The organism is Alkalicaulis satelles (assembly GCF_008630495.1).
GTDB classification, from domain to species: domain Bacteria; phylum Pseudomonadota; class Alphaproteobacteria; order Caulobacterales; family Maricaulaceae; genus Oceanicaulis; species Oceanicaulis satelles.
In genome coordinates, this window is record NZ_VWOJ01000001.1 from 939894 (window position 1) to 965098 (window position 25205).

General features: G+C 68.3%; 28 protein-coding genes. 6 read left to right on the plus strand and 22 right to left on the minus strand.

Going from position 1 to position 25205, the window contains the following annotated elements; all coding sequences use genetic code 11:
- Position 1 precedes the first annotated feature (1 nt).
- The 18 genes from F1654_RS04580 to F1654_RS04665 all read right to left on the minus strand — a co-directional run bounded on the left by F1654_RS04580 (position 2) and on the right by F1654_RS04665 (position 16405).
- On the minus strand, positions 2–3820 hold the full coding sequence (locus F1654_RS04580; RefSeq protein ID WP_150022291.1) for a baseplate multidomain protein megatron: 3819 nt from the start codon (positions 3818–3820) through the stop codon (positions 2–4).
- Between the two features lie 24 nt (positions 3821–3844).
- A complete protein-coding gene (locus tag F1654_RS04585) occupies positions 3845–4261 on the minus strand; it encodes an NlpC/P60 family protein (RefSeq protein WP_150022292.1) in 417 nt (138 codons plus the stop codon).
- Positions 4258–5136 (minus strand): DUF2163 domain-containing protein, encoded by an 879-nt coding sequence (locus F1654_RS04590; RefSeq protein WP_150022293.1) that lies wholly within the window; start codon positions 5134–5136, stop codon positions 4258–4260. Before F1654_RS04590 ends, F1654_RS04585 begins: the two co-directional genes overlap by 4 nt.
- Before the next feature lie 515 nt (positions 5137–5651).
- Positions 5652–6266: a DUF2460 domain-containing protein gene (locus F1654_RS04595; RefSeq protein WP_150022294.1), complete on the minus strand. Its 615-nt coding sequence runs from the start codon at positions 6264–6266 to the stop codon at positions 5652–5654.
- Positions 6263–6793 (minus strand): phage tail tape measure C-terminal domain-containing protein, encoded by a 531-nt coding sequence (locus tag F1654_RS04600; protein WP_150022295.1) that lies wholly within the window; start codon positions 6791–6793, stop codon positions 6263–6265. The genes F1654_RS04595 and F1654_RS04600 overlap by 4 nt, the downstream gene beginning before the upstream one ends.
- The gene (locus F1654_RS04605; protein ID WP_150022296.1) at positions 6790–6987 is read right to left on the minus strand and encodes a phage tail assembly chaperone; all 198 of its coding nucleotides are present in this window, start codon (positions 6985–6987) and stop codon (positions 6790–6792) included. The genes F1654_RS04600 and F1654_RS04605 overlap by 4 nt, the downstream gene beginning before the upstream one ends.
- Before the next feature lie 10 nt (positions 6988–6997).
- Positions 6998–7285: a GTA-gp10 family protein gene (locus F1654_RS04610; protein ID WP_150022297.1), complete on the minus strand. Its 288-nt coding sequence runs from the start codon at positions 7283–7285 to the stop codon at positions 6998–7000.
- Positions 7286–7754: 469 nt separating this feature from the next.
- Complete coding sequence (locus tag F1654_RS04615; protein ID WP_150022298.1) at positions 7755–8297, minus strand: hypothetical protein; 543 nt, start codon at positions 8295–8297, stop codon at positions 7755–7757.
- A 73-nt stretch (positions 8298–8370) separates the two neighbouring features.
- Positions 8371–8787: a phage major tail protein, TP901-1 family gene (locus F1654_RS04620; protein WP_150022299.1), complete on the minus strand. Its 417-nt coding sequence runs from the start codon at positions 8785–8787 to the stop codon at positions 8371–8373.
- 80 nt (positions 8788–8867) lie between these two features.
- Positions 8868–9410: a DUF4760 domain-containing protein gene (locus tag F1654_RS04625; RefSeq protein ID WP_150022300.1), complete on the minus strand. Its 543-nt coding sequence runs from the start codon at positions 9408–9410 to the stop codon at positions 8868–8870.
- A 65-nt stretch (positions 9411–9475) separates the two neighbouring features.
- The gene (locus tag F1654_RS04630) at positions 9476–9877 is read right to left on the minus strand and encodes a DUF3168 domain-containing protein (RefSeq protein WP_150022301.1); all 402 of its coding nucleotides are present in this window, start codon (positions 9875–9877) and stop codon (positions 9476–9478) included.
- Positions 9874–10470 carry a head-tail connector protein gene (locus F1654_RS04635; protein WP_150022302.1) on the minus strand — a complete coding sequence of 199 codons (597 nt, stop codon included), beginning with the start codon at positions 10468–10470 and terminating at the stop codon, positions 9874–9876. The genes F1654_RS04630 and F1654_RS04635 overlap by 4 nt, the downstream gene beginning before the upstream one ends.
- A gap of 550 nt (positions 10471–11020) precedes the next feature.
- Positions 11021–12238 carry a phage major capsid protein gene (locus F1654_RS04640; RefSeq protein WP_150022303.1) on the minus strand — a complete coding sequence of 406 codons (1218 nt, stop codon included), beginning with the start codon at positions 12236–12238 and terminating at the stop codon, positions 11021–11023.
- Positions 12239–12275: 37 nt separating this feature from the next.
- Entirely contained in the window at positions 12276–12743 is a 468-nt protein-coding gene (locus F1654_RS04645) for an HK97 family phage prohead protease (protein ID WP_233205127.1), read from the minus strand.
- Positions 12744–12956: 213 nt separating this feature from the next.
- Positions 12957–13214 carry a hypothetical protein gene (locus F1654_RS04650; RefSeq protein WP_150022305.1) on the minus strand — a complete coding sequence of 86 codons (258 nt, stop codon included), beginning with the start codon at positions 13212–13214 and terminating at the stop codon, positions 12957–12959.
- On the minus strand, positions 13211–14359 hold the full coding sequence (locus F1654_RS04655) for a phage portal protein (RefSeq protein WP_150022306.1): 1149 nt from the start codon (positions 14357–14359) through the stop codon (positions 13211–13213). Before F1654_RS04655 ends, F1654_RS04650 begins: the two co-directional genes overlap by 4 nt.
- 356 nt (positions 14360–14715) lie before the next feature.
- Entirely contained in the window at positions 14716–15990 is a 1275-nt protein-coding gene (locus F1654_RS04660) for a DNA-packaging protein (RefSeq protein WP_150022307.1), read from the minus strand.
- Entirely contained in the window at positions 15920–16405 is a 486-nt protein-coding gene (locus F1654_RS04665) for a hypothetical protein (RefSeq protein WP_150022308.1), read from the minus strand. The genes F1654_RS04660 and F1654_RS04665 overlap by 71 nt, the downstream gene beginning before the upstream one ends.
- A 479-nt stretch (positions 16406–16884) precedes the next feature.
- Between F1654_RS04665 and F1654_RS04670 the strand changes: the two genes are divergently transcribed.
- Positions 16885–17157 carry a GIY-YIG nuclease family protein gene (locus F1654_RS04670; protein ID WP_269844602.1) on the plus strand — a complete coding sequence of 91 codons (273 nt, stop codon included), beginning with the start codon at positions 16885–16887 and terminating at the stop codon, positions 17155–17157.
- A 140-nt stretch (positions 17158–17297) separates the two neighbouring features.
- Here F1654_RS04670 and F1654_RS04675 read toward each other — a convergent pair whose 3' ends face one another.
- The 3 genes from F1654_RS04675 to F1654_RS04685 all read right to left on the minus strand — a co-directional run bounded on the left by F1654_RS04675 (position 17298) and on the right by F1654_RS04685 (position 20289).
- On the minus strand, positions 17298–17855 hold the full coding sequence (locus F1654_RS04675) for a tetratricopeptide repeat protein (protein ID WP_150022310.1): 558 nt from the start codon (positions 17853–17855) through the stop codon (positions 17298–17300).
- Positions 17856–17955: 100 nt separating this feature from the next.
- Positions 17956–18651: a response regulator transcription factor CtrA gene (ctrA, locus tag F1654_RS04680; RefSeq protein WP_150022311.1), complete on the minus strand. Its 696-nt coding sequence runs from the start codon at positions 18649–18651 to the stop codon at positions 17956–17958.
- A gap of 192 nt (positions 18652–18843) precedes the next feature.
- Positions 18844–20289, minus strand: coding sequence for a KamA family radical SAM protein (locus tag F1654_RS04685; RefSeq protein ID WP_150022312.1), 1446 nt, complete (start codon positions 20287–20289; stop codon positions 18844–18846).
- 319 nt (positions 20290–20608) lie between these two features.
- Between F1654_RS04685 and fliI the strand changes: the two genes are divergently transcribed.
- From fliI to F1654_RS04710, 5 genes are all read left to right on the plus strand, one after another.
- Positions 20609–21934, plus strand: coding sequence for a flagellar protein export ATPase FliI (fliI, locus tag F1654_RS04690; RefSeq protein ID WP_150022313.1), 1326 nt, complete (start codon positions 20609–20611; stop codon positions 21932–21934).
- Between the two features lie 3 nt (positions 21935–21937).
- On the plus strand, positions 21938–22357 hold the full coding sequence (gene fliJ / locus F1654_RS04695; RefSeq protein ID WP_150022314.1) for a flagellar export protein FliJ: 420 nt from the start codon (positions 21938–21940) through the stop codon (positions 22355–22357).
- Positions 22358–22544: 187 nt separating this feature from the next.
- Positions 22545–23351 carry a hypothetical protein gene (locus F1654_RS04700; protein WP_150022315.1) on the plus strand — a complete coding sequence of 269 codons (807 nt, stop codon included), beginning with the start codon at positions 22545–22547 and terminating at the stop codon, positions 23349–23351.
- Between the two features lie 34 nt (positions 23352–23385).
- Entirely contained in the window at positions 23386–23724 is a 339-nt protein-coding gene (locus F1654_RS13855; RefSeq protein WP_199200449.1) for a hypothetical protein, read from the plus strand.
- Between the two features lie 5 nt (positions 23725–23729).
- Complete coding sequence (locus F1654_RS04710; RefSeq protein WP_150022316.1) at positions 23730–24848, plus strand: M23 family metallopeptidase; 1119 nt, start codon at positions 23730–23732, stop codon at positions 24846–24848.
- A 20-nt stretch (positions 24849–24868) separates the two neighbouring features.
- On the opposite strand, the gene F1654_RS04715 is transcribed toward F1654_RS04710, so the two are convergent.
- Positions 24869–25162 carry an addiction module antidote protein gene (locus F1654_RS04715; RefSeq protein ID WP_150022317.1) on the minus strand — a complete coding sequence of 98 codons (294 nt, stop codon included), beginning with the start codon at positions 25160–25162 and terminating at the stop codon, positions 24869–24871.
- Between the last annotated feature and the right edge of the window lie 43 nt (positions 25163–25205).

A 25205-nucleotide genomic window follows, 5' to 3' on the forward strand; every position in this document is an offset into this window, starting at 1 on the left:
GTCAGGGCGCCAGAGCGATCTCCCCCGCCCGTCCGGGGCCATAAACGGCCGAGATCTGCGCCACGCGCAGGCGCGCGCCCTCTGTTCCGCCGGGCAGAACCGAAGCGATCACGCCCGCCTCCAGCGACAGCGCAGGAACAGCCGTCTCGCCCTGCCAAACGACTGTTTCATCGGCATTGAGAAGCGACACCGCATAGCGCTCGCTCTCCTCGCCCAGCGGGATGTCCGCGCCCCAGGCGTCGGCGTCCAAGCGCCCGCGCCGCACCCAGCGCGCCTCCAGCGCGCCGTTCCTGACGTGCGCGCGCACATGCACAGGGCTGAGCGGGCGGATGTCCGCGCCGTGATAGCCCGCCTCGATCACCCGCGCGGACGGATCATTGAGCGCTGCGCCCGGCGGGACGGCGGCGAGGATCAGCGCTTCGCCGCGCTCACCGGCGCTGACCGGAACCACCGCCCCCGCCCCGTCCAGCACCACCACGCGCGCGCCCTCGCCCGCCCCTGACAGGGGCGATCCGCCCATGCCACGCAGGAGCCCGGTGAGGCGCCAGTCCTGCGGCCCGGTCATCTCCGCCGTCTCGAAGCTCAAAACCTCCCAGCCCTCGCCCGTTTCCACCGCCAGCCGGTTGGCGCCGGACAGAAGCGCGGCGCGCGTGACGCTGGACAGCGCCCCGTTATCCAGGCGCAGTTCCATCACATTGCCCTTGTCGATCCGGCCCTCAAAGCCCGGCCCCAGCGGGGCGGTCAGAACGCCGGTGAAGGCCGGCGCGGTGATGCGCGCGCGTTCGCTGGCCGTCTCCAGGCTGGCGCCGGCATAGATCACCAGCTCGCCCGGCCAGGGATCAGCAGACGCCGCCGCCCATAATCCGCCGCGCGCGCCCTCGCCCGGCGCCAGCGGCAGGTCCAGCGCGCGCAGGAGGGGCCGGGAGGGCAGAGCCGCCGCCTCGCCCGCGCCCGGTTCGGGGCCGGTGATCAGGGCCGGGCCGGGGCTCGCCCCGGTCAGTTCCGCGCGCCGGGCGCTGAGCCCTTCGGTCACCGCGATGCGCCAGACCCGGCCCGCAGGCCCGGCATCAAGCGTCACCGCATCGCCCGGCTCCAGCGCGCTCAAAGACGGCGGCAGCACCAGGCGCGCCGTCTCGGCTTCGGCCCGCGCCCGGGTCAGCAGTGTCTGCGCCCAGCCCGCCGCCAGCGTGCGGTCAGCCAGCGCAGGGATACGCAGATCGATCAGCCCTTCGCGCACGCTATCCAGCCCGTGGGCGTAAACCGAGGCCGGGCGGTAATCGCCGTCATCGGCCAGGAAGGTCAGGCGCGCGCCTTCGGGCCGGGCCTCTTCCGGCGCTCTTGAAAAGCTCACCCGCTCGCCATCGCCGCGCACGGCCAGATTCAGCCCCTCCAGCGCCAGCGGCGCACCTTCCGGCGTCACGGGGATGCAGGCCGGCCCATCCGCCCGGTCGGCCAGCACAAAACCAAACGCTGCGCCCAGCTGGTCGATCAGATCGCGCGCGCGCACCGGGGGCTCGATGACGAAGCCGGCCAGCACGCCGGTCAGGCGCGACGCATCCAGCTCTGCAAGCCCTGCGCGCGCCGCAATATCGCTGACAAGCCGCGCCAGCGGCGACTGGCCCGCCCGCCCGGTCAGCCAGTGACCGGTGCGCCAGTTCGGCCCGTCCGCCCAGACATCGCTACGGGCGGGAAACTCAGGGAAGGGCCGCGCATCCCAGGTCCATACATGGCTCATGGCCATATCCAGCATGGGCCCGCCATAGACCGGCGAGAGCGGATTGACGCCCGGCGCGGTCCAATAGGCGTACAGCGCCTCGATATAGCGCCGCTGGATCAGATCATCGCGCGCGCCGGTGGAGAAATAGGGCGCAAAACTCTCCGAGCTTTTGGGGTCAATGAACACGTTGGGCTGGTTGGCGCCCTTGTCCACCGCCGGGCAGCCCAGTTCCACCAGACGCACCGGCTTCATGGCCGGGACCCAGTCCGTAGGCGACGCGTTGCGCACGCCATCCAGCCGCTCGTGATGGGCGTTGGCCCACCAGCGGCGCAAATCCTTGTAGCGCCACACCCAGGGCTCGTCATGGGCGCCGTCGGTGATGGGGGTGCGCGCCTGCGCCTCCCGGTCGGCTGGGCTGGCATAGAACCAGTCATACCCCTCCCCGCCCTCCACATTGGCGCTCAGATAGTCCCGGTCATAAATGGAGGCCGCGCCCGCCAGCGCGTCGAGATGGGCCGCACCCTCGCGCCAGTCGGCCAGCGGGGCGTACCAGTCAATGCCCACATAATCGATGTTCTCATCCGCCCACAGCGGATCGAGATGAAACAGCCGGTCGCCGCCGCCGGGCGCATGCCCGAAATATTCCGACCAGTCGGCGGCATAGGAGAGCTTCACCTGCGGCCCCAGCAGGGCGCGCGCCTCACCGGCCAGATGCTTGAGGTGGGACACGAAGGGATAATCAGCCGGGCCGGAGCGCACCTGGGTGAGAGAGCGCATTTCCGATCCGATGATCAGGCTCTCCACCCCGCCCGCCGCCTTGGCCAGCGACCCATGGTGCAGGATGAAGCGCGAGAAGGACCAGGCGTCCGGGCCGGAATAGGCGATGGTCTCGCCGCTGACGCTGAAATGACTGGCCAGCGCCCCGCCATGGAACGCGCTCACCTGATCGGCCGCCACGGCGCTCTGGTCGGGCGAGCCGGGCTGGCCCGGCGCCGGGTGGCAGGTGATGCGCCCGCGCCAGGGATAGGCGCCCTGCTCCGCCCCGCCCCAGGGATCGGGCAGGCCATTGCCCGGCGCCACGTCCATCAGGATGAAGGGATAGAGCGTGACCTGATAGCCGCGAGCTTTGAGCGCCTTGATGGCCATGATCACCGTCTCGTCGCCGGGGGCGCCGCCATAGGCCGGCCCCTCGCCCGAGCCGCTGACCAGATGGGCGGTGGCGCGCGTCTCGCCTGCGGCGCTCCAGATCAGGGGCCGGGTGACTTTCTCGCGCGTCTCCACGCCGGGGCGGATCTCGCACTCTGCGCAGCGCAGATCGGTCCCGAACCAGGCGGTGACCAGCGCCACGCTCTGACAATTGGGCAGCGCGCGGGCCAGATCGTCCAGCGCGGCTTCCAGATCGCTGCCCGCGCGCGCGGTATGGCGGTTTTCAGGGCGGTCCTGGCCCTCGCGGATCTCGCGCGCCACAGCCCGGTCGGCATAGGCGAACTCGCCAGACGCCGGGATCAGGCACATGCCGCGCACCGCCTCTTCCAGCCCGCCCGCTTCTCCCTCGGCCGCCGCGATGATCTCGAACGACAGATTGGGAATGCGCTCGCCATAGGGTGTGAGATCGAGATCTTCAAACACCGCATAGGCCAGGCCGCGATAGGCCGGCGCGGCGCCCTCGATGGCGGTGATCAGCGGATCGGGCGCCTGGTCTTCAGCGCCGGTATAGATGCGCACCAGCGCGCCGGCCCGCTCGAACGGCTCGCCATTGGCCCAGATGCGCCCGACCCCGCCAATCGGCCCTTCGGCCAGCCCCACCGCAAAGCTCAGCGAGTAGCGGTACTCGGTGGTCTTCGGCCCGCCCTTGCCGCCCCCGGACGAGCGGGTCTGGGCGCTCTCGCGAAAGCGCGCCGCCCAGATCACCTGTCCGGTCACGCGCATGCGGCCATAGACGATGGGAATCCCGGCGCCTTCCGTCGAGGTCTGCACCGACAGTTCGGAGAGGCGCGGTCCTTCACGGTCCCGCGCAAACAGGCCGGTAATCGCGCGCTGGGCTGCGCCGCCGATGAAGGCGGCTGCCAGACGCGCCGCGCCGGGCAGAATCACCTGACCCATGGGCGGGCCTCCTTCATGTCAGGATCAGTTTTCAGGAAAGGCGAAGGCGCCGCAGACGCGCCGGCGCCACCAGGGGACCAGCGCGCTCTCGCACACCGCGCGTCCCTGCATGGCGTGGATCATATGGCCGGGCGCGCTGAGGATGGCGCAATGGCTGGCCGGGGCGCCGGGCGCATAGCGAAAGACGATCACATCGCCCGGCCGGGCCGTCTCCACCGGGACCAGCCAGCGCCGCGCCGCATCATGCAGGGTGTCTTCCCCGCCCCGCCCGGCCCAGCCCGGGTCATAGGGCGGCACGCTTTGCGGTTCATCGCCATGGAGCGCGCGCCACACCCCGCGGATCAGGCCCAGGCAATCACACCCCGCCCCGCGCAGGCTCGCCTGATGGCGATAGGGCGTGCCGAGCCAGAGCCGCGCCTCGGCCAGCGCGCGCGCCCTCATCTCTTGCCCCCGTCGCGCACGGCTTCCGACCCCGCAGCGCGCAGGATCAGATCATTGCCCGGCATATGGGGACAGCCGCGGAAATTGACCGCGTTGGAAAACTGGCCCGCGCAGGTCTCGAAGCGCTTGTCGCAGCCGGCGGTGATCTCGAACCCGTCGCCCGCCTGCACCGGCGCGGCCGGAACCGGGTCCAGCTCCAGCGCCGCCCCGTCCGGCCCATGACGATGGGCCGTGACGCGCTGGCGCGCGCCGGTATTGGCGCCGCTGGTCCAGACGATCACCCCGCGCGCAAACCAGCCCGGCGCAAAGCTCTCCAGCCCGCCCGCCAGCAGCGCGCCGGGCGCCAGCGCCTGCGTGACCGTTCCAGCGCCGCGCCAGCCGGGCGCGTCGAGATCCACGCCGCAGCGTTCATCGCCCAGCTCGGCGTCGCAGGCGCGCGCAAACACCCGCCCGATCAGCCGGTCGAGCCGCGCCGACAGGCCCGACAATTCGGCCTCAAACCCCGAAGGCCCGCGCCGCACCGCGCCCAGCTCGCCGGTGAAGGTGCGCCAGTTCAGCGCCGGATCGCGCCAGTCCACGCGCCAGACTTCCACCCGCGCCTGGTCCCACAGCCCGTTATCGAGATCGGCCTGGCTGACCCCGTCCGCGCGCATCACGCCGAACACCGCCCCGCGCGCCGCGCCATCGCCGGCGCGCATCTCGCCGGCCTCGAACCCGCCGCCGGGCTGGCAGGCAACGCCCGCGACGGTGAGCGCCCGGTCATGATCGGTAAACCCGAACACCGCGCCATCGCGCCGCTGCGCAATCCAGCACCAGGCCAAAGTCGTCACCCCCGCCTCCAGCGTCAGCCGGAGCGGTTCAGGTATGGGGATCATGAGAGGGACTTTCTGTGTGGGGGGGGATCATCTCGCCCAAGCCTCCTCCCCTAGCGTTTCCCCGGCGAAAGCCGGGGCCCAGGATAACCGTTGATCTGGATCCCGGCTTTCGCCGGGAAAACGCATGGGGGGGATGGAGGGGAAAATCATCTGACGCAGGCGCGCCCACCCCTCACCCTACCCTCTCCCCTCAGGGAGGGGAGAGGAGGCTTTGACGCTGCGGTCTATTCGGAAAATGCCTGATCCCAAACTCAAAGGATCAAGCGCGGCGTGGATGCCCCCTCTCCCCCATGGACATGGGGGAGAGGTAAGGTGAGGGGGCGCGGGTGATCACCTCGCCTGAACCTCTCAACTCGCGTTTCCCCGTCGAAAGACGGGGCCCAGGAGAACCGTGGGTCTGGATCCCGGCTTGCGCCGGGAAAACGCGGAGTGGGAGATGGAGGGGAGAAAAGCCTAAAGATCCAGCGCCATCCCCTTTCCTCCCCCGCTTGCGGGGGAGGAAAGAGGCGCGCTCCCTACTCCCTCACCTCCACCAGCGGCACGCTGGGGGCGGCGGCGGCGAAGTGTTCGGCTGAGAGCTCCAGCCGGTCGGCGTCGAAGCGGGCGGGGCAGTCGAAGCGGAAACCTGCGGTGACCGGCACGCCGGAGGGCGGCGGTTCGGCGAACACGATCTGGCCGCCCGACACAGTCACCGGCGTGACCACGCCGTCCACCGCCGCCATGACGCTTTCGGCCACAGGCCTTGTGATAGGCCGCAGCCAGGCGCTGTCCCCCGTCCCGTAGCGCTTGACGAGATCGAAGGCGGTGCGCTCCCCGTCGCCCTCGCCCAGCGCCTGGTCCAGGGCCGAGGGCTGGGCCGAGGGCAGGCAGGAGGCGTGGTCCATGGGGTCGGTGAAGCGGAAGGCGTGCAGGCGCCCGCGCCGGGCTTCGAAGAAGGCGATCAGTTCGGCCAGGTCATCGCGCGAGCGCACGCCGGGCGCGGCGTCCCAGCGGCGGCGCGAATGGGCCCAGGGGCTGTTGCGCTCCTCGGCGCCGCTGGCCAGCGTGACGATCTCGGTGCGCCGCTCCGGCCCGCCGCGCGCATGAAGCCCGATGGAGAGCGGAAAGCGCACATCATGAAACACGCTCACAGCGCCCCCCGTCCCGCCAGCACGGCGCGCGCCACGCTGGCCGCGATCTGGCGCTCCGACCGGCGCACGGCGTCGGCGGCGTCCGCGCCCGGCGCGGCGTGGATGATGACCTGCACGGGCGGGGCGGCCATGGGCTCGATCCGGCCCGAGGCCGACGGCGTGAACACTTCCGGCCCCCGCTCGCCCACCAGATAGGGCGCGCTGCTTAAGACCGGCCCGCCTTCGGCGCGCTGGCCGATGACATGGTCAAACACCCGGCCCAGACCGGCGGCCAGGCCCTCGACTTGCGGCGCCACGATCTCGCGCACGGCCAGGCGCGCCAGATCGCGCAGGATCGCCTCGCTCATGCGCGCAAACGACACCTCGCCCGCGCGCGCCGCGGCTTCGAGGCTGGAGGATATGGAGCGCCCGGCGGTCTCGAAGGCCTCGCTGATGCGGTCCGCGGCGTCCTCGCCGGCGTCCGCGGCTTCATTGAGCGCAGCGGCGGTTTCGGCGGCCCCGGCGCGAGTCTCGGAATGGGATGTCATGGAGAGCTCCTTTTATCGGGATAGGCCGCGCGCAAAGCCTCCAGCCCGGCCCGGTCCAGCGCCTCGCCGGATGCCGGCGCCAGGGCGGCCAGAAGCGCGCGCCATTCGGCAAGGCTCAGCGCCCAGAACTCGGATGGAGAAAGGCCCAGGCGCAGCACCGCCGTCTGCAGCCAGGCCCGCCAGCGCGCGCTCATCAGCGGTCCTTCACGACAGATTGGCGAGGAAACACGCCGCCACACCTTGCGCCGCCGCGCGCGGATCGGCCTGGCCGGCCAGGGTGTCGGGATCATCCGCGCCGCCCGCCCTGAGCAAGGCCGCCAGCACGCCGGCCAGCTCGCGCGCGGTGAGCGTGCGCATCTTCGCCCCCAGCGCCTCCAGCCCGTCCGCGCCCAGCAGCGCCTCGATCTCGGCCAGGGCGGCCAGGGTGAATTTCAGGCGCACGCGCGCCCCGGCGATAACCATCAAGGTCTCGCCCGTCAGCGGGTTCGTCATGGGGGCTCCGTTGGGGGGGGGTGAACGTCATTCATGCCTTCCCGGAATGGGCGAAGCCCATATCCGGGATCCATCCCCCCTGGTTTCCTACCGCCTCAACAGTGGCCAGTGAGTGGTGGATGGGTCCCGGGTCTCCCTCCGGTCGCCCGGGAAGGCAGGGTTGGCGTAAAGCTGTGTTCCTTTCGGAAATGCCAGATGCCAGGTGCACAGGAATAAGTGCTGCGCCTGAAGCCCCCTCTCCCCCATGGACATGGGGGAGAGGTAAGGTGAGGGGGCGCAGGCGATCACCTCGCCCAAGCCTCTCAACCTGCGTTTCCCCGGCGCAAGCCGGGGTCCAGGATAACCGTTGGTCTGGATCCCGGCTTGCGCCGGGAAAACGCCAAGGGGGGATGTATGGAAAGACACTTTTAGAAGCCGGCGCCCTTGTCTCCCCCCCCACATCCAACCACCTCAGCCGCGCCGTCCCGTACTAGGGCTGGGCCGCCGCCCTGCCCGCCGCGACCACAATCCCGGCGACGCAGGACATGTAAGCCCCTCGCGTGGAGGCTGGCAGGGCGGGCAGATGGGTGAAGCGCCACACCGCGCGCGGCTCGGCGCCGGACGGATCAATCAGCGAGAAGTCGCCCGGCGTGTCAAAACCCGCCCTGATCAAGCCCATCTCCCGGTTCGACACGCGGATAAACGCCATGTCCTGCCCCGCCGCCTCATTCTTGACCATGCGGGCCGGGCGCTCGTCGCCATTGGGCAGGCCCAGCACCACGTCAGCGCCCGAGGCGAGCTCAGCCACGCCTGCGCCGAGCACCACGAGCGTGTTATCACGCTGGGCGCCGCGGCGGCTGACCATCAGGGTGAGCTGATTGCGTCCGCCCAAACGCGAATTCCACTGATAGGCGCAGGATTCGCCCTGTGTCTCTTCATAGGTCCAGCCTGGCGCCTGCGCCTGCGCCCCGCCGCTCAGGCCCGGCGCCGCCAGCGCCGCCGCCAGAGCGGCTGTCATGATCTGGAGCTTCATGGATGCATCCTCCTGTCCTGGATGGCGCCAGACTAGTCCCTTCGCACGTGCACGGCGCCCCCTGAACAGGGGATTAGTCCGGCGCAAAACTGATCTCTCCGGCCGAGGCCAGCGAGAGCGAATAGGCCGCCTCGCCATCATGGCGCCCGGAATATTCCAGCGCGGTGACCAGGAACGGCCCCTCCAGCGCGCCGAAGCCGGGGATGATCAGGCGCCAGTCGCGCCTGTCCTGGGCGAAGAACACCGCGCGCACCGTCTCGTCGGCGGCGCTGTCGACGAACACGCCCGCCCCGCTCACCGCCGCCGAGCGCACCCCGGCCCCGCCCAACAGCTCGCGCCAGCGCCCCGGGCTCTCGCCATGGGTGGCGTCAATGGCGCGCGCATTGAGCGAGATCGCCCGCGCCCGCAAGCCCGCCACGGCGGCGAAGCCTTGCGGCGCGCCGCCATCGCCGATTTTCAGCAATATGTCCCGTCCCGCTTGAGCGGCCATGAGGGTCTCTCCTGTGATGTGAAGCCAAGAAAAAAGCCGCCCGGCGAGGGGCGGCTTTTGGAGTGGGACTGGCCAACGACCTACTGACCAGATCTACTATGCATTCTGAATTTCGGCTTCTGTTTTTCACTAGCCCATTTATAAGCCAAATGCTCGAAGTCTTCAAATAAATTTTCTGCTTCAAGATTTGATCTGTAATCGTAAACCGTATGCTGAAAATCTAACCAATCTGCAATATACGATTGCGAACAATAATCTCGAATTATTTCTTCCGAAAGCCACTTTTTTCTTATTCCCAACGCCAGCGACTCATAAAAATTAAATAGCGCCTTGAGTGTTCTGGCTGCATTATGTGCCTCACTATCTTTTATGAATCTAAAAACTTCAATTTCTTTTACTGTCATGTCTTTTAATCCGCGCGCTTCAATCTCACCTCTCAATTCTCGGAACTGATCAATAATATCAGCCACATATTGATCAGAGCTCATCTTTGAAATCATAAGTATAGAGGTGTCAACAACGTGTCTACGTCGAGCATGAAAATATGCTGCCCAGCCAGCTATAGCTGTAAGCATTGAAAAAAGTGCAATGAATATGGGCGCGTAGCCAGCGGCTTGTGCCAAGTTCGTTTCTCCCCCTTAAAGTGCAAAATTATCCCACCTCAAAATGCACAAACGATCAATACCCCCTACCCCTCCAACAGCGCCCGCAGGCGCACGAGCCCCTGCACGATGCGGGCGTCACTGGTGGCGAAGCGGTCGGTATAGACGACCTGGCACAGGACGCAGCGATGGGGCGGGTCGAGCGCCAGGGGCGCATTGTGGAGCGCGGCGCGGATGGCGGCCAGGGCGCCGGCGAGGCGGTCTGCATCATCGCGCCGGGCGTAGATCTGCACGGTGAGGCGGTGATCGATCAGGTCCGCGCCCGCCCCGCCCGCCGGCGTGCTGGCGGCGCGGCCCAGCTGGGCGAAGGGATAGGCCGTCCCGCCCGGGGCGATGGCATGCACCCGCCCGCCCAGAACCGCGCTCACGCTTGAATCAGCCTTGAGGCGCGCCAGCACCGCTTCGGCAAAGGCGGTTTCCGCACTCATAGCCTGATGCTCCGATAGGGGCGGATGAGATGGGCCACGCCCTCGGGCAGGCCCGCCTCGCCGCGCCGGGCTTCGGGCGCGTGGCGCCCGCCATAACTCTCCGAAACCAGGCGCAGCACCGCCTCGCGCAAGGGGGCGGGCACATCGTCCGGCTCGGCGCCGTAACCGGCGGTGAAATCGATCTCGATCCCGCCTGCGCGCCGTCCCGGGCGCGGCAGGGCGTAAGGCGCCAGCGGGATGATGCGGCCCGGATCGGTCCCGGTCTCCACCCGGTATTCATCCGGGCTCCACGCTTTCGCGGCGCCCTGCGCGTCATAGATGCGCACCGCCTCCACGCTGATCAGCGGCCCGGCGGCCACACGCACCGCGCCCGACAGAAAGGACACGCGCGAGGCGGGCCAGGCGTCCAGCGTCTCGCGAAAGCTGCGCGCGATCAGCACCCGCCCGGTGAGATGCTCGACGCGCGCGCAGGCCGCGTCCAGCAGGGCGGCGATCAGTTCGTCCTCGTCCTCATGACCCACGCGCAGCCAGCTGCGCGCTTCAGCCACGCTGACCGGCCCGGCGCCCGCCGGCGCCAGCTCCACAAGCGCCATGGCGCATCCTTTCGTGAGGTTTTTTGGGGGGTGGTTTGGGCTGGGGGTGCGGGAGATGATCTGAACCCAAGCCCCCTCCCCCGCGTTTCCCCGGCGAAAGCCGGGGCCCAGATTAACCGTGGGTCTGGGTCCCGGCTTTCGCCGGGAAAACGCCAAGGGGGGAAGGACGGGGAAAAGAAGCTTCAGACGCAGGCACCGCACCCCTCACCCTACCCTCTCCCCTCAGGGAGGGGAGAGGAGGCTTTGACGCTGCGTATTTTCGGAAATGCCTGATCCCAAGCCCAAAGGATAAAGTACGGCTTGGATGCCCCCTCTCCCCCATGGACATGGGGGAGAGGATAAAGGTGAGGGGGTGCGGTGGATCACCTGAACGCCGCCCCTCCTCCGCGTTTCCCCGTCGAAAGACGGGGCCCAGTTGCGCCGGAGATTCTGGGTCCCGTCTTTCGCCGGGAAAACGCATGGGGGAGATGGAGTGAGAACTCTTCAAACGCTGGCCGCGACCTCTTTCCTCCCCCGCAAGCGGGGGAGGAAAGACAATGCTCGACGCCCCCTACTCCGCGGCGAACTTCAAGAGCTTGATGGCGTTGAAGTCCTGGACGCCGCCGCCGACACGGCGGGTGGTGTAGAACAGGACATAGGGCTTGGCCGAATAGGGATCGCGCAGGATCTGCACGCCCTGGCGGTCGACGATGAGATAGCCGCGCTCGAAATCGCCGAACGCAATCGCGCATTCGCCCGCTGCGATATCGGGCATGTCCTCGGCCTCGGTGACGCGGTAGCCCATCAGCGTGGCCGGCTGGCCGGCGGCAAGGCCCGGCTGCCAGATATAATTGCCCTCTGAGTCCTTGAACTTGCGCACCACGCTGACGCTCGCCTTGTTCATGACAAAGCGCGCATTGGCCCGGTAGGCGGCGGCGGGGGCGTAGATCAGGTCGATGAGCACATCCACCGGGTCTTCGGCCGGGAAGGCGCCCGCCGCGCCGGTGGCCACGAAGCCGATCTCGCCCCAGGCGTTCTGGCCCTCTTCTTCCCTGGGATAGGACAGGAAGCCGCGCGGCTTGTTGACGCCGTCGCCATTGACGAAGGCGGCCCCTTCGGCCGCGGCGAACACGTCGCGCACCTCGTCGGCCAGCCATTCGTCCAGATTGACCATGGCGTCATCGAGCAAGGTGGGCGTGGCCGCGGGCATGGCGTAGAGCTCGGCGGCGGGAAACTCGATCAGCGCCAGGGTGGAGGTGTCGGTCTCGGGCCGCGCGGCGGTTTCGGCGACCCAGCCTGCGCTGGCGCCGCCCAGGCTCACCGGCTTCTTGAACACGCCCGATGCGCTCTGGCGCACGCTGGCGATGGCGCGGATGGGGCTGGCCTCGCGCACCTTGGCGGTGATCATGGCCTCGATTTCCGGCGGGGCGACATGGCCGCCATCGGCGGGCGAGCCGCCGGACAGCGCCTTGGCTTCCACCAGGCGCGCGCCGTCTCCGCTGCGCAGGAAATGGGCAAACGCCGCCTTGGCCTCGCTGGGCGCCTCACCGCTTAAGGAAGGCCGCCCGGCCTCCAGCGCCAGCCGGTCCAGCCGGCCTTGCGCGCGGTGCAGGGCGGTGTCGATGCGGTTGATCTTCTCCTCCAGCAGCGGATCGGCGCTGCGCTTGGTCTCGATCTCCTTCAGACGCGCATCATTGGCCTGCTTGAAGCTTTCAAAGGCGGTGAGCAATTCATGCATCGCCGCGCGGGTCTTGCCGCCGGACGCGGCCATTTTGGTCTCCCGGGTCATGGGGATCCTTTCATGTGTGAAGTTTACAGGAAGAAGGTCAGGCGGCGGCGCGGGCGCGCACGGCGCCCGGCCCGGCCAGCACGCTCAGACGCGCGCCGGCCAGCATGGGGAAGGTGACGATGGACACCTCCCACAGATCAATCTCGAGCAGCTCGCGCCCGCCGCCGGGGCGCGGCCTGGAGTGACGCGTGCGAAACCCGATGGACAGCCCGTCCACCGCCCCGTTGCGCACCAGGGACAGCGCCGCGCGCCCGCGCGGGGCGTCGCCCATCAGCCGTCCGCGCACATACAGGCCGCGCCCATCCTCGGTGATGGCGTCCCACACGCCCACCGGCTCGCCGGCATCATGCTGGAACAGCATGCGCACCCCCGCCGCCCCGCGCCGGGCCAGGCTGGCCGCAAACGCGCCGCGGCGCACGATGTCGCCGCCATGGTCGGCCTCATCAAACAGGCTGGCATAGCCGGCCATCTCGAGCATGACGCCCGAGCCGTCCTGCGCTGGCATGCGCATCTCCTTTGTATGTGAAGTTTGGGGGGTGCTAACCCATCCTGCTTTCCCGGAATGGGCGCAGCCCATATCCGGGACCCATCCCCCAAGGTTTCGAGCCGCCTCAGCGGTTGCCGATGACCGGTGGATGGGTCCCGGATCGGCTTCGCCGTCCGGGAAGGCAGGTGTTGGTGGTTTTCCCTGCCACTCGATGGCGGGAGGGGCTGCCCCCTAGCCGCCCTCATCGAGCTTGCGTTCAATGCGGGTGATCGCCGCGCGGGTGTAGGCGCTGTGTTCTTCCAGGCGGGCGAGGCGTTCATTGACGCTGTCGGCGGCGGCGGCGCGGGTTTCCAGCTGGGCGAGGCGTTCGCGCACGCCGCCCGCCCACATCAGCGCGCTGGCGGTCTGCAGGGCGAGCGCCACGGCGACGCCCAGCGTCAGGGTGCGGTCCACGCGCCAGGGCTCGCGCGCAAAAGCAGGCGCTTTCATGGGCGGCGCTCCTCATCCAGGCCCAGCAGGGCGCGTTTCTCGTCATCGGACAGGAAACCCGCCGCGTTCACCCGCGCCCAGCGCGCGCTGCGCTCCTCGGACAGGGCCGGCAGGGCGTCCTCGTCAGGCTCGATCACGAACCCCTCGCCCAGCCAGGGCGCCAGCCAGGCGGTGAGCGCGCTGGCGGTCTTGCGCGCCAGCGGCAGCACGGTCTGGCGGTAGAAGGCCAGGTTCGCCTCACGATAGTTCGCATATGTATTATCGCCGGGCAGGCCGAGGATCATGGGCGGGGCGCCAAACGCCAGCGCGATCTCGCGCGCGGCCTCGCGCCTGGCCTCGATGAAGTCCATCTCGGCGGGCGAATGTCCCATGGGCTTCCAGTCCAGCCCGCCCTCCAGCAGCAGAGGCCGCCCGGCATTGGCCGGTCCGGAATACAGCCCTTCCAGCTCGTCCTTCAGGCGGGCGTATTGCGCCTCGCTCAGGCGGCCATCCCCGCCCTCGCGCCCCGTCACCACCAGCGCGCCCGAGGGCCGGGCGGCGTTGTCCAAGAGCGCCTTGGCCCATGTCCCGCCGGCATTGTGCACGTCCACGGCGCGCGCCGCCGCCTCCATGGGCGACTGGCCGTAATGATCGTCCAGCGGATTGAAGAGCTTCATGTGAAGCAGCGCGCTGCGCCCGCTGGCCCGGTCGCGGGCGAACACCCGCGCCTCACCGCCCAGCCGGTATTCCCACCCGTCCGCCCAGCCCTTGGGGCCGGTGAGGACGCGCATGCGGTCCGGGCGCAGGGCGTAGAGCGCATGCGGCCCCTCCGCCCCGCCCGCCAGCTCCAGATAGGCGTCGCCGGCCACTTGCAGATGGCCGTGAAACGTTTCGAACAGTTCGGCCCGGCACTGGTCCGGATTGGGCCGCGCCAACAGCGCGCGCACGGCCTGCGCCCCCGGCCCCTCGCCGCCCACCCGCAGGGGACAGGCCGCCGCGGCCTCGGCGATCAGGCGCACGCAGCGATGGGCGATGGCGTTGCGCCCATAGCCCTCGCGCGCGAACGCGCCATAGGTGCGCGCGCTCCAGGCCGCGCACGGCCCCAGCGACACCGTCCAGCGCCCCCCGGCCGCCTTGGCGTCCAGGCCCAGAAGTTTCTTCAGCATGAGAGGGTCCTTTTTGTGTTGGGGGGCGTTGAGTTTGCACAGAGCCCTCAACCTGCGTTTCCCCGGCGCAAGCCGGGGCCCAGGAGAGCCGTTGGTCTGGATCCCGGCTTGCGCCGGGAAAACGCATGGGGGGATGGGGATGCGGAGAAAAACTTCAGACGCGGGCGCCATCCCCTTTCCTCCCCCGTTTACGGGGGAGGTGTCAGCGCAGCTGACGGAGGGGGGGTGCGGCGGTTCAGGCAGGCGCAAAGGTTTGAAGCGCAGCTTCCCCCCTCCGTCTGACGCTCCGCGTCATCCACCTCCCCCGCAGGCGGGGGAGGAAAGAGGGCAGCCCCGCTTTGCTATCCCAAAACCCCTCACATCCCGCGCATTCTGGGTCCCGCCGCGTCCATCAGGGCGGCCAGCGCCCAGACCAGGGCGTCGGCGCGGTCGGGGCTGGCGTGTTCACCGGGCGCGCCGAAGGCGCACATCTGGTCCTCCAGCGCCGGGAAGCGTCCGGCATGGGCGACGCGGCCTGCCGCGTAGAGCGCGGCGGCCGGTTCGGCCCGGGCGCGCTTGCCGCGGCTGGCGCGCACCAGGCGCACCGGCAGGTCGCGCGCGGCGGCCTGCAGCACGGCGCGCACCATGTCGCCGCCCTGATTGGCCTCGGCCACCACACTGTCGGCGTCATGGGCCTCGAACGTTTCAGCCACCCGCGCCGCCCAGGCTTCGGGCCGGGCGTGGAGGGAGGCGTCGGCCAGGATCACGGCGCGCGAGGTGCGCCCGGTTCCGGCCGCGCCCGCCACGATGATCCCGCAGGCATCGCCCGATCCGTCGCCGGCGGGCGGGTCCACCGCCACCACGATGCGCTCGGGCTCGGGCGCTTCCAGGCGCAGGGCCTGTTCGATCAGGGCGCGGGTCCACACCGCGCCTTCAGGATCATCGACCAGCATGCCCTCCAGCTCCTGACGGAACAGGTGAGAGCCGGCGTATTGGGCCTCCATGGCCTCGATAAAGCCCGGCGCCAGATTGTGCCGGTTCTCCACGGTGGCGTAGCGGGTCAGGGCGACGCCGGGCGCCCCGATCAGGTTTTTCACCGCCGGTATGGCGCGCGGCGTGGTGGTGATCACCAGGCGCGGATCGGCGCCGAGCCGCAGGCCCAGGCGCAGCATGTCCAGCGTCTCCTGCGGGCGCGTCCAGGCAGCGAATTCATCGGCCCAGGCCGCATCAAATTGCGGCCCGCGAAGCCCGTCGGGGTCCTCGGCGCTGAAGGCGTAGCCCACTGCGCCGCCCGGCCAGACCACCCGCCGGCGCGAGACCTCATAGGCGGGGCGCTCATGGGGATAGCCCAGATTCATCAGGCCCGACGGCCCGCCCAGCATCACCTCGCGCACATCCTGAAAGGCCGGGCCCACCAGGGCGATGCGCCGGGCGCCGGCGGCGACCTGGGCGCGCACCCATTCGGCGCCCGCGCGCGTCTTGCCCGCGCCGCGCCCGCCCAGAAACATCCAGATGCGCCAGTCGCCGGGCGGCGCCGTCTGCTTACCATGCGCCCACTGGCGCCAGTCATAGAGCCATTCCTCAGGCGGTTTCTTCCCCGCCCTCACCTCCTGCACGATAGGGTCCCATGCCGATGGATCGAGACAGCGCATCAAGACGAGCTTCGAATTCGGCCACAAGCTGCTTGTGTTCTGCGCTTCCGGGCCGGGCATGGTGTTCGGGTGCGTCACGCGATGCGGTCCTTGTCTCCGCCGCCTTGCGGCTGTGCCTGGTCATGGTCTGTTTCTCCAGCTGGGCGAGACGCCCGGTCAGCGTGTTGACGAAGGCCAGGATGCGGCCCGCGCGCTTCCAGTCGCCGGCTTCGGCTGCATCCAGCGCCTGCTCGATCAGGCGCAAGGCCCGGGCCATAAGCCGCCCGGACTCGCTGGGGGGGAACACCTTGTCCAACCACCCGCAGCGCTGCTTTATGGTGGCCGGTTTCACGCCGTGGCGCCGGGCCAGCGCTTCAGGCGCCTCGCCGCTGAGCCAGGCGCGGTAAATCGCCTCCCAGTCCGGCGCCGCGGCCATCGCCCCAGCCCTCCATCTCGACCCTGCCCAAACCCTAACGCCCGCCCGCCCCGGCCGGATTTTTTGCGGGAGATCGCGGTCAAGGCTCTGGAAGTATTGGCGTGAGGGCGGGGATAGCGGGGGTGGTTATGCGCGGTTTGGGGGGCATGGCGCCGCACCCCTCACCTTACCTCTCCCCCCGCGTTTTCCCGGCGAAAGCCGGGATCCAGAAACACCAGCGCTGCTGGGCCCCGGCGTGCGCCGGGGAAACGCATGAGGGGGGCTTTGGGAGCACGACTTCAACCGCGGAAAGATGGATCGAACGCCGCCCTCTCCCCTTGCGTTTTCCCGGCGAAAGCCGGGATCCAGAAACACCGCCGCACTGGGCCCCGGCTTGCGCCGGGGAAACGCAGGTTGGGAAAGACAAAGAACTTTTAGCTCGCAAACGCGCGCAGCCCTGTTACATTCCCCTCATGCGCGAAGAGCCCTTTCAGCCTTGCGTGTATCTGATGGCCAGCCGGCGCAATGGCACGCTTTATTGCGGCTCCACCTCTTCGCCCGTCAGGCGCATCTGGCAGCATCGCGAGGGGATGGGCTCGGTATTCACCCGGAAATACCGGGTCAACCGGCTGGTCTGGTATGAATTTCACGGCCAGATGAGCGCCGCGCTCAAACGTGAGCTTCAGATCAAGGAGTGGCGCCGGCGCTGGAAGCTGGAGCTCATCGAAACCGCCAATCCGGACTGGCGCGATCTCTACGAAGACTGGTTCTGATCCGCCCCCTGCGTTTTCCCGGCGAAAGCCGGGATCCAGAAACACCGCCGCACTGGACCCCGGCTTGCGCCGGGGAAACGCAAGAGGGGGGCTTTGGGGGCAAGACTTCAGCCGCGGAAAGATGGATCGAACGCCGCCCACTACCCCGAGGGCTCGACCACGAAGCGGGTGAGTTCCTGGCGGGCGAGGGCGAAGCCGGGATTGGCGTCCAGGGCGGCCTGGAGATCGTCATAGGCGCCGGCCAGATCGCCGGCCTGTTCGCGCGACAGGGCGCGGTTGAAATAGGCGTGGGAGGGCCGGTCAAAGCCCAGATCCAGCGCGCGGGTGAAGTGCTCCGCCGCGCCGGTGAAATCCTCCAACCCCATCATCGCCACGCCGCGATTATGCCAGAAGGCGGGCTTGTCCGCATCCAGGCGCAGCGCCCGGTCGAACTGGACCAGCGCCTCGTCCGAGCGTCCGGCGCGGTGCAGCAGAATGCCCAGATTATTGTGGGTGGCGGCCCGGTCGCGCGGGGTCAGGCGCATATCCTCCAGCCCCGCCTCGCAGCGGCGCAGCGTGGCCGCGCGGCCCCGGTCGCCTGCTTCAACCGCGTGATAACAGGCCTCGGCCTGGCTGGAGCCCATGATCACCTGGGCCTGCGCGCCCGGTGCGGCGAGGGCCGCAGCCATCAGCGCCAGTGGAATCGCCGCGTGTTTCATGACCCTGAATATAGCACGACCCCGCAGGCGCGGCGAGCCGATGTGAAACAGCCCCGGAGACGGGCTCCGGGGCTGTGATCATTGGGCTGGATCCTGGGGATCAGGCCGATTTGGCCTCTTCGACCGGATCGCGCAGCACATAGCCGCGGCCCCACACGGTCTCGATATGATTGTCGCCGCTATTGGCCGCCGACAGCTTCTTGCGCAGCTTGCAGATGAACACGTCGATGATCTTCAGCTCCGGCTCGTCCATGCCGCCATAGAGATGGTTGAGGAACATCTCCTTGGTCAGCGTGGTGCCCTTGCGCAGGGAGAGCAGCTCGAGCATCTGGTATTCCTTGCCGGTCAGATGCACGCGCTGGCCGGCCACCTCGACGGTCTTGGCGTCGAGATTGACCGCGATCTCGCCGGTGCGGATGATCGACTGGGAATGGCCCTTGGAGCGGCGCACCACGGCGTGGATGCGCGCGATCAGCTCTTCCTTGTGGAAGGGCTTGGTCATGTAGTCGTCGGCGCCCGAGCCCAGGCCGCGCACCTTGTTATCGATATCGGCATTGCCCGACAGGATCAGGATGGGCGTGTCCACCTTGGCCACGCGCAGGGTCTTGAGCACGTCAAACCCCGGCATGTCCGGCAGATTGAGATCCAGAAGAATGATGTCGTAATCGTACAGCTTGCCGAGATCGACGCCCTCCTCGCCGAGGTCGGTGACATAGATGTTGAAGCCTTCCGACTTCAGCATCAGCTCGATCCCCTGCGCCGTGGCGCGATCGTCTTCAATCAGCAGAACCCGCATCGGTTCCCCCTCCCAAGGCATCCGCGGCGAATCATCCACCTCGCCGGACACTCAAAGCGTTAACCTTGTTCGCACTGTGAGGCGAGAAGTCCTTAAAGGAAGTTAACAGCGGTTTGACTCCTGTGGCCGAATCGAGTCCGGGGGCGGCTCTATCACAGCCGCCCCCGGAGTCTCAAAGGGTTAACAGGTGCGTTATTCCGCAGCGTTCAGCAGCATCGGGGCCAGCGCGCCCAGCAGGGCGCCCCATTTATCCCCATCTGAACGCACCCGGCCGTCATAGAGGATGCGGTCCTCATAGCCGGTGATCCACAAGGCGTCCGGATTGCGCCGCGCGATCACCAGATCGCCCTGGGCGTCGTTATGGGGCGTGCGGTGCAGGCGGAAAATGACCAGGCCGTCAGCCAGCGCCTCGCCCATCTCGCCGCCCAGCGCGGCCAGACGCTCATCGCCGTCGATCACGGCCACCATCTCCATCTTGCCGGCCTCGGTGGACAGGGCGAAGCGCGAGCGCTCAATCCCGGACAGATTGGCCTGGCTGTCTGCGTGCAGCTTCCAGGCCTTTTCCACCGGCACGGCGAAGGCGCGATGGCCCTCGATCTCGCGGCATTGGAAGAAATAGTGATTATTGATCCCCATGCGCTTGAGCTCCTGCTGGAGCAGGCGCAGCGTATCGGCGTCGTCATTCACGTCGTCGATGATCGGGGTCTGGTTCTCCATGGTGATCCAGGGCCGCGCGCCCAGGCCGTGGGCGGCCCGCTCCACCAGCGGATTGCGCAAGAGCCGTCCGGCCTCGTCGCGCACATACTCGCCCTCCTCGCCCAGCATCAGGAACTCGTCGGGGTGGGTGAAGTGGACCATGAAGGCGAGCAGCACTTGCGGGTGCAGCTCGTGGAACAGGTCGAGCATCTCCAGGAAATTATCGTCGAAGCGCTCGGGGAAGAAGGCCATCTCCTTGGTGCCGATCCGGATCACCTCAAGGCCGGCTTCGGCCAGCCCGTTGAGATAGTCGAACAGATTGCGGTTGGAGAGCACCATCGGATCGCCGCCCGACAGCAGCGCCTCGCGGATTTTCGGCTTACCGGTGATCTCGCCGCGTTCCACAGCCTCGTTATGGCCCTCGATATACTGGCGGATCTCGTGGATGGAGGCGGTGTCCTTGGAGGTCTTGCCGGTGAGGAAATCCGAGCGGTAGCAATAGCGGCACCAGCTCGAACACGCGCGCACCACATAAAGCAGCACCAGCTCGTATTTGTGCAAAAGGCCCGGCACGGGGCTGTATTTGAGCTGGTTGGACGGATCGGCCTCGCCGGACAGATCGTCCATCTCTTCGGGGCGCGCCTTGATCAGATTGCGCACCGCGCGCGAACGCACGGCCAGATCGAGATAATAGTCCGTGGCCCGCGGCGGCAGCCGGTCCGACACGCCAGAGGCTTCCAGCGCATCGAGCTCGCTTTCAGAATATACCGCTGCGCCGCCGCGCGCGACATAGTCGCGATAGCGCGCGATATCATGCACCACATAGCGGTTGAAGCGCGTCTCATCGATCTGCGCGTAGACATTGTCCTTGTGGCGGCGCGAGACCGCCTTGAGTTTCGGGCGCGACCCGGCGATGCGCTCAGGCTTGTGGTCAAACGGCATGGCTCCTCCTCGTCGTCGATGGCTCGGCGGCGGCGACAGCGCCAGCGATGTGAGTTCTTCTGCGGACGCGCCGCATGGGGGCGCTTTTCAACCCGGTACGGGCCGCGCGCCCGGCTGGCCCTTCGATCAGGGCGCAAGCCGCCAGCGCGAGGGGGAAAATAGTGATTTCTGGAGCGAATGGAACAGGCTGACGGTATTTTTGCGCCTGATGATAATTAATCCTGGCGGGCCGCTGCGTTTACGCCGTTGAAACCGCAATGAGGTTAAAACGGAAGTCCGATGGCGCAAAACGCGCTGGCAACAAGGCGGAACCGCCCCCGTGCAAAGCCTGATCGAGAGACTCTCCAGCGTTGAGACGCGCCGCTTCAGGGGCCGCGTGAGCGCTGTGAATGGCCTGCTGATCGAGGCCTCGGGGCCGCCCCAGGCGCTGCGCCTGGGCGCTCATGCGGTGCTGGATGCAGCGCCCGGAACCGAACCGGCCGCCTGCGAGGTGGTGGGCTTTCGCGGCGAGACCGCCCTGATGATGGCTTATGGCGACCTGGCGGGCGTGCGGCCCGGCGCAGGCGCGCGAATCGTTCCGGAAGGGGTGGCGATTCGCCCCAGCCGGGCCTGGCTCGGCCGGGTGATTGACAGCTTCGCCCGCCCGCGCGACGGGCTGGGCGCCCTGCCCGACGGTCCGGCGGACTATCCGCTGAAAGGCCGCCCGCCCTGCGCCCATGCGCGCCAGAGGCTGGGCGAACGCCTGGATCTGGGCGTGCGCGCGCTCAATCTGTTCGCCCCCATGCGCAAGGGCCAGCGCCTGGGCGTGTTCGCCGGGTCGGGCGTGGGCAAATCGGTGCTCATGGGCATGCTGGCGCGCGGATCGGGCGCCGATGTGATCGTCATCGGCCTGATCGGCGAGCGCGGGCGCGAGGCGCGCGAGTTTGTCGAGGACGTGCTGGGCGCGGACGGGCGCGCGCGCTCGGTGGTGATCACCGAGACCTCCGACGCCCCCGCCCTGGCGCGGCGGCGCGCGGCCTATGTGACTATGGCCACGGCCGAGTATTTCCGCGATCAGGGCCTGAACGTGTTGTGCCTGATGGATTCGGTGACGCGCTTTGCGCTGGCCCAGCGCGAGATCGGGCTGGCGGCGGGCGAACCGCCCACCACGCGCGGCTACACCCCGTCAGTGTTCGCCGAACTGCCCGCCCTGCTGGAGCGGGCCGGGCCGGGGCCGGAAGGCTCGGGCTCCATCACCGGCCTGTTCACCGTGCTGGTGGACGGCGATGATCACAACGAGCCCATCGCCGATGCGGTGCGCGGCATTCTGGACGGCCATATCGTCATGAGCCGGGCCATCGCCGAGCGCGGCCGCTTCCCGGCCATTGACGTGCTCAAATCGATTTCGCGCACTGCGCCGGAGGTTTACGCGCCCGAAGAGGCGCCCCTGGCGATCGAGGCGCGCAAGCTCCTGGCGGCCTATGCCGACATGGAGGAACTGATCCGTCTGGGCGCCTATGCCCACGGAACCAACCCGGAGGTGGACCGGGCCATTGCGGTCAACGCACCGCTCGAAGCCTTGCTGGCGCAAACAAGAGACGAGGCCTCCTCGATTGAGGAGAGCTTTGCGTTGCTGGCGGGCGTATTGGTGGAACAGGAAGGGTAGACGATGGCGGCGAGATCACACGCGCCCTTGATCCGGCTGGCGCGGTTCAAGGTCGAGGAATTGCAAAAACAGATGGCGGAGATCGAGCGCATCCGCGCCTCGATCCGCGAACAGATCACCCGGCTGGAAGAAAGCGTGCCCGAGGAACAGTCCGTGGCCAGCGAGTCCCGCGAGGGCTATCTGGCCTATGGCAGCTATGCCCGCTCGGTGATCCAGCGCAAGGACAAGCTGCGCGCCTCGATGGAGGAAGTCGACGCCCAGGCCGATGACATCCGCGCGCGCATGGAACAGGCCTTCGCCGAGCTGAAAAAGTACGAACTGCTCGAGGAGCGCCGGCTGATGCGCCTGCAGGACGCTGCGCGCATGGCCGAACAGGCCGAGATGGACGAGATCGCCGGCCAGCGCCTGCGCAGCGCGCACTAGGACTTTCCTGGCTTCACCGTTCACACAGCCCCGGCGCGCCATCGCGCCGGGGTTTTTACCCATGTCCGCCACGCCTTCGCCCTGAAACCGGCGCCGGAGCGCGAAACACTGGCCGCGTTCAAGTTTGGAGCTAGGCTGACGGGGGCGTCTTGTGTTAATCTCTTGTTCATCACTGAGGGGACGAAGCATGGCTCGGCTCTGCGCCCGGCAGATACGGCAGGTCTTCCGCGCATTCAGCGCAGGCGCCATGGCGTGCGCCCTGGCCGCCCCCGCCTTCGCCCAGCAGCGCCAGGAAGACCCCCGCCCGCCCCTGCGCGATCTGCCCGGCCAGCTGCACGAGCGTTTCGATATCGAGCGTTTCCGCCAGATGGAGGTGATCCGCCGCGGCGAGGAGCAGGCCGAACAGGCTGAACAGCCTGCCCCGGAGCGCGCGCGCGATCCTCGCATTGCCGATATCGACTGGACGGCGGCGCGCGCCGATCACCAGGCGCAGCTGGCCGCGTTCCGCGAACGCACCGCCGCCACCGCCACGCGTGTGGTCACCACCGAGAGCTATACCCCCTTCGTGGCCCGGGATCTGGCCGATCGGCTGGAGCCGGTGCACCTGCCGGTGCTGCTGCCCCAGATCAATGGGGTGATCCAGACCCGCTCGGGCGGCCAGCCCGGCCTGATGCTGCGCACCCGGGCCAATTTCTACGACGCCTCCTACGATCATGACGGCATGAGCGTGACCATTTCGGGCACGCGCCTCATCCGCCACCGCATGAACAGCCCGCAAATGCGCGAGCGCATGGATCGCGGCCGCGGCGCCGACGGCGTCATGGTGGAGCGCGACGAAAGCGGCGGGCTGACCGCCAGCTTCACGCGCTATGGCGCGGCTTATACAGTCACCGTGGAGTGCGGGACCTATGCTGACCCGCGCTGTGAGGATGAAACGGCTATCAGAGAACTCGTCGGACGGCTTGTCGTCGCCGGCGGAAATCCGGAGGAGTGAGCTTCCGGACCAGACCTGAGGGGGTTGTGAGACGATGCGTGATCAATTGCTTGCCGTAGTTGTGGCGGCCGCTGGCGGCGCGGCGCTGTATTTCATGCCGGTCAATGGCAATGGCGCCGAACCGCCCGCTGACGAGGCTGCAGACAATGCGGTGGAAGAGGCGCTGGACGCGGCCGGCGAGGCCGCTGACGAGCTGGGCGCCATGATCGAGGACCTGGTTGAGGGTGATGAGCCGGTCCCGCCCGGCGACCCCGAACCGGAGCCCGAGCCCGAGCCTGAACCTGAACCGGAACCGGACCCCGAGCCGGAACCTGAGCCCGAGCCCGAGCCCGATCCCAACGGGGATGACGGCGACGGCCCGGCCGAGGAGTAAGGGCCATGTCCGCCGCTCGCGACATCCTGCTGGCCGCAGTGGTCGCTGTCGCGGGCGGCGCGGCGCTCTATTACTTTCCGCTGGACGATGTTCCGGCGCCCCCCGGGCCGGTCGAGCCCGGGCCTGGGGAGCCTGATCCCGATCCGGGGCCGGAGCCTGATCCCGGCCCTGATCCGGAGCCAGAGCCAGAGACGGAGCCAGAGCCGGATCCTGATCCGGAGCCGGATCCCGATCCCTCGCCCGGTCCGCTGGACCCGGACGGCGCGGTGTTCGCCTGGGCGCCGCCCGGCGAGCTGCCCACCTTCGACTACCGCAATAATGTGGACGTGGCCAACCGCTCCGGCTTTGGCTGGGACGGTTCGGATGAGCTGTCGCGCAATTATGTGTTCGCCCCGGACCTGACCTGGCCGCTGGACGGGCCGGGCTACGCCAACACCCAGGTCTACCGCCCCGGCGGGCAATTTTCCGGCGTGGGCGGTCCGGGCGGATCGGGCGAATGCGACGCGCGCAATTTCGATTACCCGTGGGAAGACAATTTCTGCGAACGGCGCGGCACGTCCACCCGCAATCCCTTCTGCCCCAATAACGCCCACGGCCACCATGTGGGCCAGGATATCAGGCCGCAGCAATGCACCCGCAACTTCCCGCTGGAAGAGCGCCAGATGGCGGTGGCGGTGACCGACGGCTATATCTCTTCGGTCGCCTCCATGACCGTGCGCCTGCGCGGCGATGACGGGCGGACCTACTGGTATATGCATCTGGAGCACTGGGATAATTGCGACCTGTCGCAGCTGACCACCCCGGCCCAGTGCAGCGCCGCCAACCTGCCCAGCGTGTGCGAACGCTCCGCGCTGGAAGTGGAGGCCGGACAGGACGTGCGCGCAGGCGATCCCATCGGGCGGGTATCCAACTGGTTCGGCATTGGCTGGAGCAATGGCGCCTGCCGGCGGTCCCTGACCACCGACCATCTGCATTTCGAGATCCGCGACACCATCGATCCCGACGGCAGCTTCACCGCCAGCGCGGTGCCGGTGCCGCCCTATTCCTCGCTGGTGACGGCCTATCTGCGATTTATCGGCGCCGACGAAGCCGACTTCCCCGACTGGGAAGAAGCGGAGTTCTGACGAGGGCTGGGCGCAAGGCCTCAGGCCGGTTTGTGCGGATGGGCGTCCAGTTCCAGGCCCAGCGCCTTCATCACCGCCAGCGTGGTCTTCAGCGTGGGATTGCCCGCCTCGCTCAGGGACCGGTAGAGATGCTCGCGCGACAGTCCGGTCGCTTGTGCGATCTGCGTCATCCCCTTGGCGCGCGCCGCCACACCAAGGGCATGGGCGATATAGGCCGGGTCCTGGGTCTGGAAGGCTTCGGCCATGAACACCGCCACGGCCTCGCCCTCACTGAGGTCCTCTGCCGGATCATAGGGCGTCAACATGTCAGCCATCGTCTTTGCTCCATGCCCTGGCCAGCGGCCCGGATCACAGTGG